The organism is Nocardia sp. NPDC020380 (assembly GCF_044386975.1).
Classification (GTDB): domain Bacteria; phylum Actinomycetota; class Actinomycetes; order Mycobacteriales; family Mycobacteriaceae; genus Nocardia.
In genome coordinates, this window is record NZ_JBIRVQ010000006.1 from 191,154 (window position 1) to 209,273 (window position 18,120).

General features: G+C 70.1%; 8 protein-coding genes. All 8 read left to right on the forward strand.

From position 1 onward, the window contains the following. Positions 1–146 precede the first annotated feature (146 nt). The 8 genes from ACH438_RS17675 to ACH438_RS17710 all read left to right on the forward strand — a co-directional run bounded on the left by ACH438_RS17675 (position 147) and on the right by ACH438_RS17710 (position 18,116). Complete coding sequence (locus ACH438_RS17675) at positions 147–3,779, forward strand: amino acid adenylation domain-containing protein (protein ID WP_397006352.1); 3,633 nt, start codon at positions 147–149, stop codon at positions 3,777–3,779. A gap of 67 nt (positions 3,780–3,846) precedes the next feature. Continuing rightward, positions 3,847–10,080, forward strand: coding sequence for an amino acid adenylation domain-containing protein (locus tag ACH438_RS17680; protein WP_397006354.1), 6,234 nt, complete (start codon positions 3,847–3,849; stop codon positions 10,078–10,080). A 40-nt stretch (positions 10,081–10,120) separates the two neighbouring features. Further along, on the forward strand, positions 10,121–10,885 hold the full coding sequence (locus ACH438_RS17685) for a thioesterase II family protein (RefSeq protein ID WP_397006356.1): 765 nt from the start codon (positions 10,121–10,123) through the stop codon (positions 10,883–10,885). After that, complete coding sequence (locus ACH438_RS17690; RefSeq protein WP_397006358.1) at positions 10,882–12,219, forward strand: polyketide synthase; 1,338 nt, start codon at positions 10,882–10,884, stop codon at positions 12,217–12,219. Before ACH438_RS17685 ends, ACH438_RS17690 begins: the two co-directional genes overlap by 4 nt. After that, positions 12,212–15,340, forward strand: coding sequence for a nocobactin polyketide synthase NbtC (gene nbtC, locus ACH438_RS17695; RefSeq protein WP_397006360.1), 3,129 nt, complete (start codon positions 12,212–12,214; stop codon positions 15,338–15,340). The genes ACH438_RS17690 and nbtC overlap by 8 nt, the downstream gene beginning before the upstream one ends. Before the next feature lie 37 nt (positions 15,341–15,377). Next, on the forward strand, positions 15,378–16,349 hold the full coding sequence (locus tag ACH438_RS17700) for an ATP-binding cassette domain-containing protein (RefSeq protein ID WP_397006362.1): 972 nt from the start codon (positions 15,378–15,380) through the stop codon (positions 16,347–16,349). 172 nt (positions 16,350–16,521) lie between these two features. After that, complete coding sequence (locus ACH438_RS17705; protein WP_397006364.1) at positions 16,522–17,292, forward strand: ABC transporter permease; 771 nt, start codon at positions 16,522–16,524, stop codon at positions 17,290–17,292. Further along, positions 17,289–18,116, forward strand: coding sequence for an ABC transporter permease (locus tag ACH438_RS17710; RefSeq protein WP_397006366.1), 828 nt, complete (start codon positions 17,289–17,291; stop codon positions 18,114–18,116). Before ACH438_RS17705 ends, ACH438_RS17710 begins: the two co-directional genes overlap by 4 nt. The last annotated feature ends 4 nt before the right edge of the window (positions 18,117–18,120 follow it).

The window sequence follows — 18,120 nt, forward strand, 5'->3', positions numbered from 1 at the left end:
TCAGAGCCGCAAAGTGAACAGTTTAGGTAAGCCAAACCACACCGCTGTACCCGGCGGGTGGGCATGGGCTACCATCCCAGAAAGGTTAGGCAAGCCTTTCCTACTGCACGGGATGACGGCTGACTGTTCGCTGATGAGGGAGTTCGATGCTCGACATTGCTGAGGTTCGCGAAATCGTGGCGGCCGCGCTGGACGCCGCCCCCGAATCGATCGGTGACGACGACGATCTCGTGAGCCTGGGAATGCACTCCATGATGCTCATGCAGCTGTCGGCCAAATGGCGTAAGCGCGGCTACGAGGTCCGCAGTTCGGAGCTCGCCCTCGAACCCACCCTCGCCGCCTGGACCGCCCTGCTGCGCGCGGGCCACGCCGAGCAGACCTCCGCCGCCGCGGGCGCCGCGGCCGTCCTGGCCGCCACCTCCGCGGCCGCCACCCCCGCCGAATCCGCCCCGGCCGGCGCCGAATTCGGCCTCGCCACCATGCAGCACGCCTACTGGATGGGCCGCCGCCAGGATCAGGCCCTCGGCGGCGTCGCCGCCCACCTGTACGTCGAATTCGACGGCAGCGGCCTGGAACCCGAGCGCCTGCGCCGCGCGGTCACCCGCCTGGTGCGCCGGCACGAGCAGCTGCGCGCCCAGTTCACCGAAAGCGGCACCCAGCGGACCCTGCCCGAACCGCAGCGCCCGGTCTTCGAATCCGTCACGATCGACGCCGCTTCCGAGACCGCCGAGCTGGAACGCCTGCGCCAGGCCAAAAGCCACCAGCGCATGGACGTCGCCGCCGGGCAGGTCATCGACATCACCCTGTCCGCCCTCGCCGACGGTCGCCATCGCCTGCACGTCGACGTGGACATGCTGGCCGCCGACGCCCAGAGCTACCGCCGCATCCTCGAGGACCTGGCCACCCTCTACGAAGCCGACGCCGACACCCTCGCCCCGCTCGCCTACGGCTTCCGTGCCTACCTGGACGCGAAAGAGCGCACCGCGCCCGATAATTCGGCGGATCGCCGCTGGTGGGGCGACCGCATCGGCGACCTGCCGGACATCCCGGCCCTCCCGGTCCTGCCCGAATCCGAGCGCCGCGATCCGAGCGCCAGCGTCCGCCTGCACCATTGGTTCGACCCGGAGGCCAAGGCCCGCCTGCACCGCGCCGCCCACGGCCACGGCGTCACCCCCGCCGTCGCGCTGGCCACCGTCTTCTCCGAGGCCATTGCCCGCTGGTCGGCGCGGCAGCGTTTCCTGCTGAACGTGCCGCTGTTCAACCGCGAGCAACTGCACGACGACGTCGATCAGGTGGTCGGCGACTTCACCAACTCCGTGCTCGTCGATGTCGACGCCGCCGAACGCGAATCCATGGTGTCGCGCGCCAAGCGCCTGCAGCGCGAACTGCACACCTGCGCGGCACATTCCGTCTACGAGGGCCTGGACGTCCTGCGCGATCTGGGCCGCCTGCGCGGCGCCCCGGTCACCCCGTCGGTCGTGTTCACCTCCGGCCTGGACCTGGGTGAACTGTTCTCCGAGCGCGTCCTGCGCGCTTTCGGTGAACCGGTGTGGATCATCTCCCAGGGCCCGCAGGTGGACCTGGACGCGCAGGTGGTCGAGCTGAACGGCGGCCTGCTGGTGAACTGGGACATCCGCCGCGACGCCCTCCCCGAGGGCGTGGCCGAAGCCATGTTCATCGAATTCCGCACGCTGCTCGACGGACTCGTCGCCTCGGACGCCGACTGGAACGCCGACCTCGCCATCGCCCTGCCGCCCGCCCAGCGCGCGGTCCGCGCGGCCGTCAATGCGACCGACCTGGAACTGGGCGGCCCCCGGACCCTGCACGAGGCGTTCTTCGCACTGGCGCAGCGCAATCCGGATCGCCCCGCGCTGCGCTGGGATGCCGATACGAGCGACGGCCGTGTGGCAGCAGCGGATTCGAACGGTCGCGGCACGGCAGCCGCCGGCCGGCGTGCCGAAGCAGCGGCCCACAGCACCTACGGCGAACTGGCCGGGCAGGCCTTGTCGATCGGGCGGGCGCTGGCGGATGCCGGTGTGCGGCCCGGCGACACCGTCGCGGTCATGGTCCCCAAGGGGCACAAGCAGATTCCGGCCGTACTCGGCGTGCTCGCCGCGGGCGCGACGTATCTGCCGATCAGCACCGAGCAGCCGCAGGCGCGCCGGAATCGCATTCTCGAACGCGGTGGCGCGCGCGTGATCATCGTGGATGCCGCGATCGAGCTGCCCGCTCAGGTGACACCGCTGCTGCTGGCCGATGCTCTGGAAGGCCCGCGCCTGGACAACGCCCAGGTGCCGTCGGCGGATTCGATCGCGTACGTGCTCTTCACCTCCGGCTCCACCGGCGAGCCGAAGGGTGTCGAGGTGAGCCACCGCGCGGCGGCGAACACCATCGACGCCATCATCACGCACTTCGAACTGGGCGCCGACGATCACACGATCGGCCTGTCCGCGCTCGAGTTCGATCTGTCGGTATTCGACATCTTCGCCCCGCTGTCACTGGGCGGCGCGGTGGTCGCGGTCGAAGCGGAGATCGAACGCGATGCCGTCGCCTGGTCGCGGCTGATCGCGGAAACCGGTGTGACCGTGGTGAACTGCGCGCCCGGCCTCATCACCATGCTGCTGGACACCGCGTCCGCCGCGCAGCTGCGCACCGTGCGCGTGGTGATCACCGGTGGAGACCGCGTGAAATCCCAGCAGGGACACCGTTTCCGCGAGCTGGTGCCGGGCGTGCGTTTCGCGGGCCTGGGCGGCACCACCGAAACCGCCATCCACTCCACGGTCTGCGAGATCACCGACGCTTACCCGGCCGACTGGGCCAATGTCCCGTACGGCACCCCGATGGCGAATGTCCGCTGCCGCGTGGTGAACACCCGCGGCGAGGACTGCCCCGACTGGGTGCCGGGTGAACTGTGGATCGGCGGCGTCAGCGTCGCCGACGGCTACCGCGGCGATGCCGACCGCACCGCCGACCGCTTCGTCACCGTCGACGACATCCGCTGGTACCGCACCGGCGATATGGCCCGCTACCTGCCCGACGGCACCCTGGACTTCCTGGGCCGCGCCGACCACCAGGTGAAGATCCGCGGCTTCCGCGTGGAACTCGGCGAGGTCGAATCCGCCCTCGCCGCCCAGCCGGGCATCCGGGAAGCCGTTGCCCTGGTGACGGATTCGGGCCGCTTGGCCGCGGTCGCCGCCGTCGGAACCGGCGGGTCGTCCGAGCACGGTCAATCCGTGGCCGGTGCTACGCCCGCCACGGGCGCTGTCGCCGTGGGCGCGCGTAGCGCGGCGTCTGCCGACGTCATCCTCGCCGGACTGCGGGAACTGCTGCCCGCGCACATGATTCCGGAGATCCTCGAACTGGTGCCCGCCATCCCGCTGACCGGCAACGGCAAGCTGGATCGCGCCGCCATCCGCCGCATGGTGGCCGCCGGCGACGAGGCCGCCCGCGACACCTACGCCGCCCCGGAAACCCCCCTCGAAGCGGCCGTCGAGTACATCGCCACCCAGGTGCTCGGCATCGAAAGGCTCGGCGCCACCACCGATTTCTTCGAGGTGGGCGGCAATTCCATCCTGGCCACCACGCTCACCGCCAAACTGCGCGGCCTGCTCGCGGTGGAGGGTTTCGGCGTCACCGGCGTGCTGGAGGGCCGCACGGTGCGCGGCATCTGCGCGGCGCTGCTGGCGGGGGAGCCCGCTCCGGACCGCCTGGATCAGGTGGCCCGGATCCTGCTCGAGCTCGCCGAGGTCGCACTGCCCGAACCGGTCGCCGTGTCCTGAGCGGCCCGGCCGCCGGAACACGCCGCAGCGCACGGGATTCTCGAAGACAAGGATTGGTTCGACAGCAATGAAATCACTGGAAGACCTGCAGGAAGCCATGCTGGCCCGGCTCGCGCGGGAAGGCCTGGCCGCCACCCCTGCGGTCCCGGTACGCCGCGATCCCGCCCGGGCGCCGCTCTCCTTCGGGCAGCGGTATGTCTGGGCGCACCAGCAGATTTCACCCGACAGCGCCGCCTACAACCTGTGCCTGGCCCTGACCTTCGACGGCGAGGTGGATGCGGACGCCCTGCGCCGCGCCTTCCTCGCCCTGGTCCGCCGCCACGAGGTCCTGCGCACCACCTACCACAATGACGAGCAGGGCGATCCTTACCAGCTCATCCACGACGACCTGCCGCCCCGGCTGACCGATATCGACCTCACGACCACCGGTCCGGCCGAGGGCGATCCGGTCGCCACCGCGGACTCCGTCGCCGAACATGTGGCGGCTGCGGCGGACCGCGCGCTCGCGGAGCTCACTCACGCCGCCGCGCACGAAACCTTCGACCTGTCAGCCGAATCGTCGCTGCGCGTCACCTTCGCCCGCACCCGCCCGGACCGCCTCGTAGCGGTCGTGGTCATCCAGCACATCGCCTGGGACGGCATGACCCTCCCCGCCCTGTCCCGCGATGTGGAGAACTTCTACCGCCAGGCGCGAACCGGCGACATCACCGTGGAGCCGCTGCGCCTGCAGGTCGCCGACTTCGCCGAGTGGGAGCAGGACCGCTACCGCGACGGCGACCACACCGCCGATAGCGACTTCTGGGCAAGCCAGTTCGACGGCGAAGTCCCCGAACTGCAACTGCCCTACGATCGCCGCCCCGTCACCGTCACCGAACGGGGCGACCGCTTCGACCGGCTGCTCGGCGCGCGGGCCGACGCCAACCTGCGCCGGCTCAGCACCGACCTGCGCAGCACCCCGTTCTCCGTATTCCTGGCCGCCTACTACCTGGCCCTGCGTCAGACCACCGGCCAGCGGGACATCGTGGTCGGCACCACGGTGGCCAATCGCGAGGAATCCGGTCAGGAACTACTGATCGGCAACCTGTCGAACATGATTCCGCTGCGCTTCACCGGCGCGGGCGCGGCCACCTTCGCAGAACTCGTCACGCAGGTGCGCACGACCACCACGGAGGCGTTCCGGCACAAGCACTTCCCGCAGGAAGGCATCGTCCGCGCCGCTAACCAGGCCACCGGCCACGTCGGCTCCAAACTCTTCGACACCATGGTGCTGTTCCTGCACCAGAAGATCGACGGCCCGCAGCTGCCGGGCGCGGTCACCAGCTGGGAGCTCATCGACAATGGCGGCGCCCTGCTGCCGCTGGTGGTCGAGACCTTCATGCACTACGACCGCACCGACGTCCAGATCACCTACCGCACCGACCTTTTCGACGCCGGCACCATCGAGCGGCTGCACGAGTACATCGATCAGGTGCTCGCCGCCGCCACGCCCGGCGCCACTCTCGGTTCGCTGGAGACGCTGTCCGCCTCGGACCGTGCCCGCCTCGACGACTGGTCCTTCGGCGACCGCCCCGCCATCACCCCGGAAACCGTCGACGCCATGATCCGCACCTCGGCGCAGGATCATCCGGAACGGGTGGCCGTGGTGTTCGAGGACACCGAACTCGCCTACGCCGAATTCGATGCGCGCGTCAACGGGCTCACCCGCATGCTGCTGGAACGCGGTGTGCGCAATGGTGATCGGGTCGGCGTGTACGCCGAACGCAGCGAATGGCTGCCCATCGTGTTCGCCGCCGTGCTGCGGGCGGGCGCGGTGTACGTGCCCGCCGATCCGAGCTACCCGCTCGACCGCATCGAGTACATGCTGGGCGATGCCGACCCGCGGCTGCTGATCACCTCGGTCTCGCCGGAACGACGGCTCGCGGCCCGAATCGCCGTCCCCGTAATGGATCTCGCCGATGACGCGGTGCGGGCCGAGCTCGCCGCCGCCGACCCAACCCCGGTCCGCCCGGAGGAACTCGCGCGGCCCATCCACCCGCTGGACGCCGCCTACCTGCTCTACACCTCCGGCACCACCGGACGTCCGAAGGGCGTGGTGATCCACCACCGCGCCATCGCCAACCACGTGCAATGGATGCGCGACTACCTCGGCTTCGGCGTGGAACGCATCTTGCAGAAGGCTCCCATCGGCTTCGACGTCTCGGTCTTCGAGCTCGTCAACGCCCTCTGCACCGGCTCCACCACCGTGCTGCCGCACCCGGAATGGTGGCAGGCCGACGTGGAGGCGCTCGCGGGAATCATCGAGCGGCACCAGGTGACCCAGCTGTCCCTGGTCCCCAGCGTCACCCGCGCCTTCCTGGACGCCGGTCCCGACCCGGCCCGGCTGCAGTCCATGCGGTACGTGTACCTGGGCGGCGAATCCGTGCCGCCCGCCCTGGTCGAGGAGGCGAGCCGCGTCTTCGGCGGCACGGTGCTCGGCCTGTACGGCCCGACCGAAGCCGCCATGGACCTCACCCACGAGGACTTCGCCGGCACCCAGGGCAGCGACGAGATCCGCTCCGCGCTCATCGGTGTCCCCGAATCGAATTCGTCGGTCTTCGTCCTCGACGAGCAGCTGCGCCAGGTACCCCCCGGCGTCACCGGCGAGCTCTACCTGGGCGGCGTCCAGCTCGCCCAGGGCTACCACCACCGTTCCGGACTGAGCGCCGCCACCTTCGTGGCCTGCCCCTTCGCCCCCGAATCCGGCGCCCGCATGTACCGCACCGGCGATATCGTGCGCTGGAATTCGCGCGGCCGCCTCGAATACCTGGGCCGCGCCGACGACCAGGTGAAGATCCGCGGCCACCGCATCGAACTCGGCGAGATCGGCACCACCCTGCGCCGCATGCCCGGCATCGGCTCGGCCGCCGCCGTCGCGCTGCCCCGCGGCAATGACGCGGTCCTGGTCGCCTACTACGTGGCCGAACCGAACACGGAGTGCGCCACCGACTCCGAAACCGCCGTAGCCGGCCGCATCCGCGCCTACCTGGCGGAACGCCTGCCCGACTACATGATCCCCGCGGCCCTGGTCCGCATGGCGGCATTGCCGCTCACCGCCAACGGCAAACTCGACCGCCGCGCCCTCCCCGAACCCGACCTGGGCGGCAGCACCGGCCGCGGCCGCGAATTGCGTGACGGCCCCGAACAACTGGTCGCCGAGGTGACCCGCCAGGTCCTCGGCCTGACCGCGGACATCGACCTGGCAGCCGACGACGACTTCCTGGCCCTCGGCGGCGACTCCATCACCGCCATCCGCATGGCCTCCGCCCTCAAGAAGCGCGGCCTCGCCATCACCACCAGCGCCCTCTTCGACGCCCGCACCATCGCCGCCATCGCCGCCGCCACGGCCCCGATCACCGCCACCGGCGCCCCCGCCCTCATCGGTGCCGGCGCCGACACCGGCTGGATCCCCCTCGGCCCGATCGCCGCCATGCTCGTCGAAAAGGTCGGCGGATACACCGGATACAGCCAGGCCACCGCCATCGTGACGCCCGCCGACGCGACCGTGGAACGACTCACCGCCGCCGTGCGCGCCCTGCTGGACCGCCACCCGCTGCTGCGTGCCCGAATCGGGTCCGCTCCGGAACCGCTTATCTCGCAGGCCGTTCCGGATGCTGCTGCGACAGAGCGGGCCGCGTTCGAGGTTCCTGCTGCGGCCGGGCGGCCGGCCTATTACGTGCCTGCCGCTGACGAGCCGCGCATCGAGGTGCCGGTGGCGGAGGTGGTGATCGACGACGCCGAGTGGGCGGAGATCATTCCCGACCTGCTGCAGGAACAGCTGCACGCCGCGGGTGCATCGTTGGATCCCGCGGCAGGCCGCATGGTGGCGGCGGTGTGGGCGCGTACGCCCGATCGGAGTATCGGCCGCTTGCTGCTGGTCGTGCATCACCTGGTGGTGGACGGTGTTTCGTGGCGGATCCTGCACGATGATCTGCGTCAGTTCTGGCGGGATGGTGCGCTGGAGGCGGAGACCGGCACGTCGGTGAAGACGTGGAATACCAACCTGGTTCGCTACGCGCAGGGGGAGGAGCTCGCGGCGGAACTGCCGCGTTGGCAGGCCGTCGCCGAGGCCGCGGATCCGCTGCTGGGCAGCCGCGCCTTCGATCCGGCCGTGGACACCATCGCGACGCTGCACGAGGTCACCACCGAACTCGACGCGGACGACACGCGCTTCCTCATGACCACCGGCGCGCAGGCGTTCGGCTGCGACTTCCTGGATATCCAGGTGGCCGCGCTCGCCGTGGCCATGCACCGCTTCCGCCGCTCGCGGGATGCCGACGCCGACGCCGTGCAGCTCACCATGGAGCGGCACGGTCGCGTCGAAACCCTGTTCGCCGGAGCCGATCTGGCGAATACCGTCGGCTGGTTCACCAGCGCTTACCCGGTCGCGTTGAACGTGCTGCGCGCCGGGCAGGCCGACATCGTGGATGCGGTGAAGGCGGTCAAGGAGCAGCTGCTGGCCGTGCCCGATGCCGGTATCGGGTGGGGCCTGCTGCGCTGGCTGAACGAGGAGGGCCGCACGGTTCTCGCGGACCGCCCCGCGCCGCAGCTGAGCTTCAACTACATGGGCCGCTTCGCCGTGGCCGAGACCGCCGAAACCTGGGATGCGGCACCGGAATTCGGCTACCTGGGTGGTCATGCCGACCCGTCGATGCCGGTCGCCGCCGTGCTCGACGTGAACACCGTGACCGTCACCGATGGCGACAATGCGACCCTGCGTGCGTCGTTCCGCTTCCCCGCCGGTGTGCTCTCCGACGCGGAGGTGCACGAGCTCGCCGACCTCTGGGCCGGTGGCCTGCGCGACTTCGCGAAGACGGTGCGCGACAACCCGATTCGTCAGCTCACCCCCAGCGATGTGCTGGCCAGCGAGGTCACCCAGCTGGACCTGGACCGCTGGCAGACCCTCTACGGCGCCTTCGCCGACGTGCACCCGCTCGCGCCCATGCAGTCCGGTCTGTACTTCACCGCGCTGGGTTCCGGCGGCAAGGATTTCTACAACGTGCAGACCATGATCGCCGTGCGCGGCGCCCTGGACCTGCCGCGCCTGACCGCCGCCCTAGATACGGTGATCAACCGCTATCCCAATCTGCGTGTGGCCATCTCGGTCTCGACCGGCGGACAGCCCTACGCGATCGTCACCGATCACGTGGATGTCGAGGTCCGCGAAGTCGACTTGGCGCACCGTCCGGACGCCGACGAGCGCCTGCAGGACTTCCTGCGCGCCGATCAGGGCGAGCAGTTCGACCTCGCCCACGGCCCGCTCACCCGCGCCACCGTCGTGCACCTGCCCGGCGCGGTGCACATGCTGGTCCTCACCTCGCATCACCTGCTCACCGACGGCTGGTCGGGACAGCTGCTGCCGCAGGAGATCTTCGCCGCCTACCTCAGCGACGGAACGGCAGCGCCGCTCGGCAATCCGGACACCTTTGCCGACTTCCTGCGCCTCACCCAGGATCGCGAGGCCGCCACCGAAGCCGCCTGGTCCGGCTACCTCGACGGCGTACCGCCCTGCCTGGTCGCCCCCAACCGGGTGCCGGACGGCGGCGGCGTGCCCACCGGCCGCTCCGCGGTCATCGATCCGGAGGTGGTGGACCGGCTCACCGTCCTGGCCGCCGAACTCGGCACCACCTTCAGCGTCGTCTGCCAGCTGGCCTGGGCGAACGTGCTGCACTACGTGACCGGTTCGGACACCGCGGTATTCGGCGAGGTGGTCTCCGGTCGCCCCGCGGACCTCGACGAGGTCGACAATGCCGTGGGCTGCTTCGCCAACACCATCCCGGTCGCGGTCGGCCTGCGCGGCGACGCCAGCTGGCGCGACCTGCTGGCCGAAATCCAGCGCCGGCGCGTTGATCTCATGGAGTTCCACCAGTACCGGCTCACCTCCGCCATCCGCGCCACCGGCGTGCGCAAACTGTTCGACAGCATGTTCGTCTTCCAGTCCTACCCGCCCGGCCGCGAGGAACTCGAAAGCCTGCTGGCCCGCGCGGAACTGGAACTCGTCACCTTCGAAGGCGGCGGCGCCACCGACAACGCGCTGCTGGTGATGATCTTCCCCGCCAATGCACTGCTGCCCGCCGACGGCGTACAAGCGGTGGTCTTCTACGCGGAGGACTCCTTCGACCCCACCGAGGCCGAGATCATCGAGGCCGCCTTCCACGACACCCTGCGCGCCATCGCCTTCGACCCGGACCGCCGCGTCGACGCGACCCCGGTCCTCGGCGACGAAGACCACGGCCTGCTGGTCATGCGCCGAATGTGGCAGTGAGCAGCGGAAATCCAGGCGTGCAGAACAGGAGCGAACGACCATGAGCAACACCCTCGGATGGATCCGCAAATTCCATCGCCCGCGCGCGGCCGCCAACCCGCCGCTGCTGATCTGCCCGCACGCGGGCGGCGGCGCCTCCACCTACCGGCCCTTCTCCAAGGCGCTCAGCGAGAACTTCGACGTGTCGATCTTCCAGTACCCGGGCCGGCAGGACCGCGCCCGCGAGGAAGCGCTGCGCAGCGTCCCGGACATCGCGGCCGGCGCCTTCGCGGAATTCGTGCGTTCCCCGCAGAACAGTGGCGTGCCGATCACCGTGTTCGGGCACTCGATGGGTTCGGTGGTGGCCTTCGAATTCGCCCGGCTGGCACTGGATGCGGGCATTCCCGTGCGCCTGCTCGCGGTCTCCGGCGCGGTCGCCCCGTGGCGCGTGGCCGATATGCCGCCGCATCCGACCGAGGACGAACAGCTGCTCGACCACGTCGGCGGCCTGCAGGGCACCGGCGCGGATGTGCTCGCCAACCGTGAACTGATGCGCATGGCCCTGCCCGCCTTGAAGGCCGACTACGCCGCCTTCGACGCCTACACGTGCCCGAAGGACGTACTCCTCGAGGTGCCCCTGCACGCCATGGGCGGCAGCGACGACGAGTTCGTCACCTTCGGGGACCTCTACGGCTGGCAGCAGCACACCCCGCACGAACTCCAGGTCACCATGTTCGACGGCGGCCACTTCTACCTGCACGACAATGTCGACGCCATCGCGGAAACCCTGACGGCGGAACCGATCCGGGAGCCGGCCGACCGATGAGCACGCACCACGACGACCCCATCGTCATCGTCGGCATGGCCGTGGAGGCCCCCGGCGGCGTCGACACCCTCGCCGAGTACTGGACCGCCCTCGCCGAATCCCGCGACCTGCTCGGGCCCTTCCCGCGCGACCGCGGCTGGCCCTTGGAGCGACTACTGTCCCTGGCCGAGACCGAAGGCTGGGGCGCGGTCCGCGACTCCGGCGGATTCCTCGACGGCGCAGCCGATTTCGACCCGCAGTTCTTCGGCATCACCCCGCGTGAAGCCGTCGCCATGGACCCGCAGCAGCGAGTCGCACTACGCGTGGCCTGGCGGGCACTGGAGAACACCGGTCTCAACCCCGCCGACCTCGGTGATGCCGAGATCGGCTGTTACATGGGCGCTTCCGGCACCGAATACGGTCCGCACGGCGCGGACGTCAACGAGTACACCGGATACCGCGCGGGCGGCTCCGCCCTCGGCGCGGTCGCCGGGCGCATCTCCAACTGCCTCGGGCTGAACGGGCCCTCGGTGGTGATCGACGTGGCCTGCGCATCCTCGCTGGCGGCCGTGCACATGGCCGCCTCCGCCATTCGCAACGACGAATGCGAATGGGCGCTGGCCGGGGCGGCCTGCGTCATGGGCTCACCCGGCGCGTTCTTCGAATTCTCCAAGAACAACGCGCTCTCCGCGGACGGGCAGTGCAAGCCCTACTCCGAGGACGCGCAGGGCACCCTCTGGGGTGAAGGCGTGGGAATCGTCGTACTGGAACGGGAATCACGGGCCCGCCGCCTCGGGCACCGCGTCTACGCGCGGCTGCTCGGCTCCCGCATCAACCACAATGGCAAGGGCGCGCCCATCGCGGTGCCCAGCACCGAAGCGCAGGAACGGCTCATCCGCGCCACCGTCGCCGCCTCCGGCATCGCCCCCGAACTGGTCGACCTGATCGAGGGCCACGGCACCGGCACCGCCGTCGGCGACCCGCTGGAACTCACTGCCCTGCAACAGGTTTACGGCGCACCCCGCGCCGACGGCAACGGCCCGCTACTCGGCTCGGTCAAATCCAACCTCGGCCACGCCCAGGCCGCCGCCGGACTGCTCGGCCTGATCAAGGTGCTGCTCAGCGGCTTACACGGGCAGATCCCGCCCACCCGCCACGCGGACCACCCCACCACCCGCGTCGACTGGGACGCCTCCGGCCTGCGGCTCGCCACTGAACTGCGCGACTGGACGCCGCGCGACGGCATCCGCTACGCCGCCGTGTCGTCCTTCGGCGTCAGCGGCACGAACGCGCACGCCGTGCTCGCCATGCCCGCACTGGACGAGGCCGTGCACGAAAGGGAGATCCATGCCTGACTATCGACTTCCCGACGGCAGCACCCCGATCCCGCTGTCCGCCGACACCCCCGACGCGCTGCGCCGGGAAGCCGCCGCCCTGGCCGTCTACCTCGAACAGCGGCCGTACGTCACCGCCGACGAGGTCGCCGACATGCTGCTGCGCACCCGCGGCGCGCGGCGGCACCGGGCACTGGCCATGGTGAGCGAACGTGATCAGCTGGTCGATGCCCTGCAGGCCATCGCCGCCGGACGACCGCACCCTGCCGTCGTGGTGGGGGAGACCGCGGCTGCCGCCCGGCGCGTGGCCTACGTGTTCCCCGGGCAAGGCAGTCAGCGGCCCGGCATGGGTCTGCTGTACTACCGGCATTCGCCGGTCTTCCGCGCCGCGGTCGAGGACTGCGACGCGAAATTCCAGGAACTGCACGGTATTTCGCCGCTCACCTACCTCCTGCACGAGGAGGGTGAGGCCGACGAGGGCGTCGAGATCGTCCAGCCCGCACTGTTCATGCAGATGCTGGGTCTGGCCGCCATGTGGCGGGCCGTCGGCGTCGAACCCGCCGTGACGGTCGGCCACAGTCAGGGCGAGATCGCCGCGGCCGTGATCTCCGGGATCATCTCCCTCGCAGACGGCATCCGCGTGGTCACGCTGCGCGCCAATCTGGTCGGCTCGCTGGAACGCGATAACGACTGGTCCGGGCAGTGGGCCATGGCCGTGGTCGGCGTCGACCGCGACGAATGCGAGGCCCTGCTCGCCCGCAACTCCGGCTGGGCCGAACTCGCGGTGGTCAACTCCGCGCACGTACTCGCGGTCTCGGGCGAACGCCCCGCCGTCTCCGAACTGGTCGCCACCCTCTCGGCACAGGGCAAGTTCGCCAAGGAAATCCGCGTCGAATATCCCGCACACACCTCCTTCGTCTCCAAGTTCCGCGGCGGGCTCGAAGGCACCTTGAAGGACACCCTCGACAACCCGGTCTTCGAGGACACCGAGATCGCCTGCCTCGGCGCCACTCTCGGCGGCCCGATCACTCCCGACCTCCCCGCCGCCGAATACTGGTATTGGAACCTGCGCAACCGCGTCCGCTTCGACCTGGCCGTCGCCGAAGCGGCCGACCGCGGCATCGACATCTTCCTCGAGATCGCCGACCACCCGGCACTGATGCTCGCGCTCCAGGAAACCCTCAGCGGCGTCACCCCCCAACGCGACTTCCGCACCATCGGCACCTCCCGCCGCACCGCCGAAGACCTGCGCGAATTCACCCGCAACCTCGCCCAGATCGCCGTCCTGGACACATCTTTCAACTGGACTACTCTGCGCGACGACACCGCCCCGATCCGCCTGCCCCTGCTGGACTTCCCCAACACCCAGACCACCCCGAAGAAACTCTGGGCCCCCTTCAACTACAGCGCTGCACTGATTGCCGCCGAGACGAATGACACTGGGACAGCAGTTGTTCCGGAGTCATCGGTGACGGTGCCGCCGCAGCGGCTGGCCGAGCGGTGGGTGCGGCTGGATCGGCGCAAGCTGGTGCCGCCGCGCACGCTCGCGGTGCTCGACCGCACCGGGCAGTGCGGTGAACTCGCGGCCGCCGTGGAGAAGGCCGCCGGTCGGCACGGCGCGGTCGTGGTCGGGGCGGACAGTGGGGCGTCGTTCGATACCGCGGTGATCCTGCTGCCGTCCGCGTCGGATACCGAGATCGGCACGGCTGTAGCGGAATCCGCGGACTTCGTCGGTGATCGCGGCTGGCTGCCGGACCTGGCCGGGGTGCGTGACGCCTGGCTGGTGACCGTCGGGGGTGAAGCGGTGCTCGATGCCGAGATCCCGGATCTCGTGCACGCCGCCGCCCAGGCCGCGTTCCGCTGCCTCGCGCCCGAACACCTCGGCACTCGCTTCCGGCACGTGGATCTGCAAGCCGGACAGGCGCTTCCGGACTCCGCCAAGGAACTGGTCGGTGCATTGCACACCGCCGGTGAGCCGGAACTCGCCGCTCGCGAAGGCAAGCTGTACGCCAAACGCCTTGTCGTCGACGAGGCCGGTGATGACCGGCCGCTCACCGCCGACGACCTCGCCGAGGTCGTGATCATCGGCGGCACCGGCAAACTCGGCCTGGACTTCGCCGCCGAGTTCGCGCACGGCGGGGCCCACCGGATCACGCTGATCAGCAGGTCCGGCGGCTCGGGAGACGCTCTCGCACGCGTGCGTGAACTGGAGCGACCGGGTCTCACCATCGATATCCGCCGCTGCGACGTCACCGACGAGAGCGCGGTCGCCGCGCTGGCAGGGGAGTTGCGCGCACCCGCCACCCTGCTCGTGCACGCGGCCGTCGACTACGACGCCGCAGCCGCCGAACTCACGCCCGAAACCGTCTTCGCGGCAGCCGAATCCAAACTGGTCGCCTTCGACCGCCTGGTCCGCCTACTGCCACTGGCCCCGGGCGCCCGGGTGCTGGCGTGCTCCTCGCTCTCGGCCACCATCGGCGGCCGTGGCCACGCCGTCTACGCCGCGGTCAACCGCATGCTGGACGCCGCCGCAATCCGCTACCGGCACAACGGCATCGAGGCCACCTCGGTGCAGTGGGGACTGTGGCGGGCCGTCGGCGCGGACCATGCCGAAGCCCTGGCCCGCATCAGCGGCACCGGACTGCTGCCGATGGATCCGGCCACTGCCGTCGCCACCGGCTTCGCCGCCACGGGCAACCGTGTCGTGGTGGCCGCCGAATGGTCCACGCTCCGTTCGCTGTTCGCGATCTTCGGACAGGACCCGCTCTTCGCCGAACTGCCGGACGAACCGGCGCCCGCGCCGATGGTCGCCGCAGGACCGGCGGGTACAACCGTCTCGCGTACGGCCGCTGCGACCGCCGCAGGTTCGGCTGCCGCGATTGCCCCGGCTCCGGCCGACGTGGCTCCCGCACCCGCGATAGCCGATATCGCCGACCAGGTGCGCGATGCCCTGCGCTTCGTCATGGGCCTGGACGCCGGCGAAACCATCGACGGCTCCATGCCTTTGGTGGCCCTCGGCCTGGACTCGCTTCAGGCCCTGGACCTGCGCAAGCGCATCGAAGCCGACCTGCGACGCGATCTGCCCGTCACCGCCATCCTCGGCGGCGCCTCACTCGACGACGTCGTATCACTGCTCGGCTGACCCGAAATACCAACGACGCAGGGGGATTACCTGAATCATGACCACAGAAACCACACCGCGGCCGGATGACGCGATCATCGTCGAGTCCGTGGAGAAGTCCTTCGGCGAGGTGAAGGCCCTGCGCGGCATCAGCTTCACCGCCCCGGCGGGCAGTGTGCTGGGCGTGCTCGGCCCCAACGGCGCGGGCAAGACCACCACCGTCTCGGTGCTGTCCACCCTGGTCCGGCCCGACGCGGGCCGCGCCCTGGTGGCCGGCTACGACGTGGTCCGCCAACCCGACGAGGTCCGCGCCTCCATCATGCTCACCGGCCAGTACGCCGCCCTCGACGAGGTACTGACCGGCCGCGAGAACCTGGTGCTCTTCGGCCGCCTCATGGGCCTGCACCGCAAGGCCGCCAAACAGCGCGCCGACGAACTGCTGGAACGCTTCGCCCTCACCGACGCCGCCGACCGCCGCGTCGGCCAATACTCCGGCGGCATGCGCCGGCGCATCGACATCGCCTGCGGCCTGGTGCGGGCGCCGCGCGTCGTCTTCCTCGACGAACCCACCACCGGCCTCGACCCGGTGAGCCGCCAGAGCCTGTGGGCCCTGGTCCGCGAACTCAAGCAACAGGGCGTCACCGTCCTCCTCACCACCCAGTACCTCGAAGAGGCGGATGCCCTGAGCGACAACATCATCGTCGTCGACAAGGGCACCGTCATCGCCGAAGGCACCGCGGATCAGCTCAAGGCCCGCTCCGGCTCCAGCTTCTGCGAGGTCGTCCCGGTCGACGCCGCCGACATCCCCCGCCTGGTCACCGCCCTCTCCGGCCTCGGCGAGGTCGCCGTCCCCGAATCCGCCGACCGCGTCGCCCTCCCCGCCCCCGACGGCGCCGCCACCCTCACCGAAGCCCTGCAGCGCATCACCACCCACGACATCGAACTCATCGATATCGCCCTCCGCCGTCCCTCCCTCGACGAGGTCTTCATCGAACTCACCAAGCCCGCCGTGACGGAGGCGACGGCATGAATCAGCCGCGTCCGATGCGAGTTGCGGCCAGGCTGCACCGGGCTCGCCGTAGCGGAGCCGCCGGAGCCGCAGGTGATTTCGCCCCACGGCCCGTACCGACGGCGACCACGCCCGGCACCTCGGCGATCGAAACCCGTGCGCGCATCCTCTTCGCTCCGGCGGAGGTGGCTTCGTGAGCCAGGAAACTCCGATTCGCGTTCCGGCCGGAATGCAGTGGACGGCGCTGAGCGAGCGCGGGATTCGCGCCGCCTTCCGGGAAGGCGATGTGGTGCTGGCCGTCTGCGCGCCCATCGCGTTCTACATCTGCTTCTATGTGCCGCTGCGCAAGTCCATGTCGGCGGCCGGGGTGGATTTCGCGCAGTATCTGCTGCCGCTGATCGCGGTGTACGCCATGTTCTTCACGGCCATGTTCGCCGGCGACCGCGCCGGGCGGGAGCAGGCCGGGGGCATGGCCACGCGCTTGCGCTCACTGCCGGTGCGGTCGTGGGTGCCGGTGGCGGCGCGCATGTCGGCCAATCTGGTGCGCGGCTGTGCGGCGCTGGCCGGTGCACTGATCGTGGGGGGCCTGTTCGGGTTCCGCTTCCACGATCCGGTCACCGCGATTGTTTTCGTGCTGGTGGCGCTGGCTTTCGGTGCGGCCGTGGTGATTCTCGCGGACGCGCTCGGCACTGCCACCCGCAATCCGGAGCTCGGCGCGACCGTGTTGTTCGTGCCGCAGCTACTGCTGGTCATGACCTCCACGGGATTCGTGCCGGCCCAGGGTTTCCCGGGCTGGATCCAGCCGTGGGCGCGTAATCAGCCCATCTCGCAGGTGTCGGCCGCGCTGCGCGGACTGGCCGACGGCAACTACACCAGCTCCCTGGGCGTGGCCGCACTGTGGATCGCCGCCCTGCTCGTGGTCGGTGCGGTGCTGGCGATTCGAGCGGAAGGACGACGGGCATGACCACGGACAACGCTCTGCCGACCACGAATACCGCTGTGGCCGCGTCGATTCCGCACGCCCGCGGCTCGCTCGTCGCCCAGTCGCTGGTGGAGACCGGTCGCCTGCTGCGCCGCTGGTCCCGGCAGCAGGAGGTGATGACCAGCACGCTGGTCCTGCCGATCCTGTTGCTGCTCATGTTCGATCTGGTGCTGGACCGCTCGCTCGGCATCTCGTCCGGGTCGAAACCCATCTACGGTTTCGTGCCCATGATCGCCATCGCGGGCGCCATGTACGGCGCCATGGGCACCGGCCTGTCCCTGTACGGCGAACGACAGAGCGGTCTGTTACGCCGCTTCTGGGTACTGCCCATCCACCGCTCGGCCGGACTGCTCGGCCGGCTGCTCGCGGAATGCGTGCGCGCGGCAGTGGTTTCGCTCGCCGTAATCCTGCTCGGCCTGATCCTCGGCCTCCGCTTCGCGCAGGGCTGGCCCGGATTCTTCGGCGCGCTCGCCGTCCCGGTACTGGTGATCGCGGGCTTCACACCGCTGGTGATCCTGGTGGGCGTGAGCAACATCGGCGACAAGGTCGTGCAGCTGTTCTCGATCTTCGTACTGATCGGCATGTTCTTCAATTCGGGATTCGTGCCCGTGCAGAACTATCCGGACTGGCTGCAGCCGGTGGTCCGCGCACAGCCCATGAGCTGCGCCATCGAAGCCATGCGTGGATTCATCGAGGGTGGTCCCATCGCCACCCCGCTGCTGCAGACCCTCGCCTGGTCGCTGGGCCTGGCCGCCGGTTTCGGCGCACTGGCCGTACGCGGCTACCGGGCCGCCGCGGAGAGCTGACCCG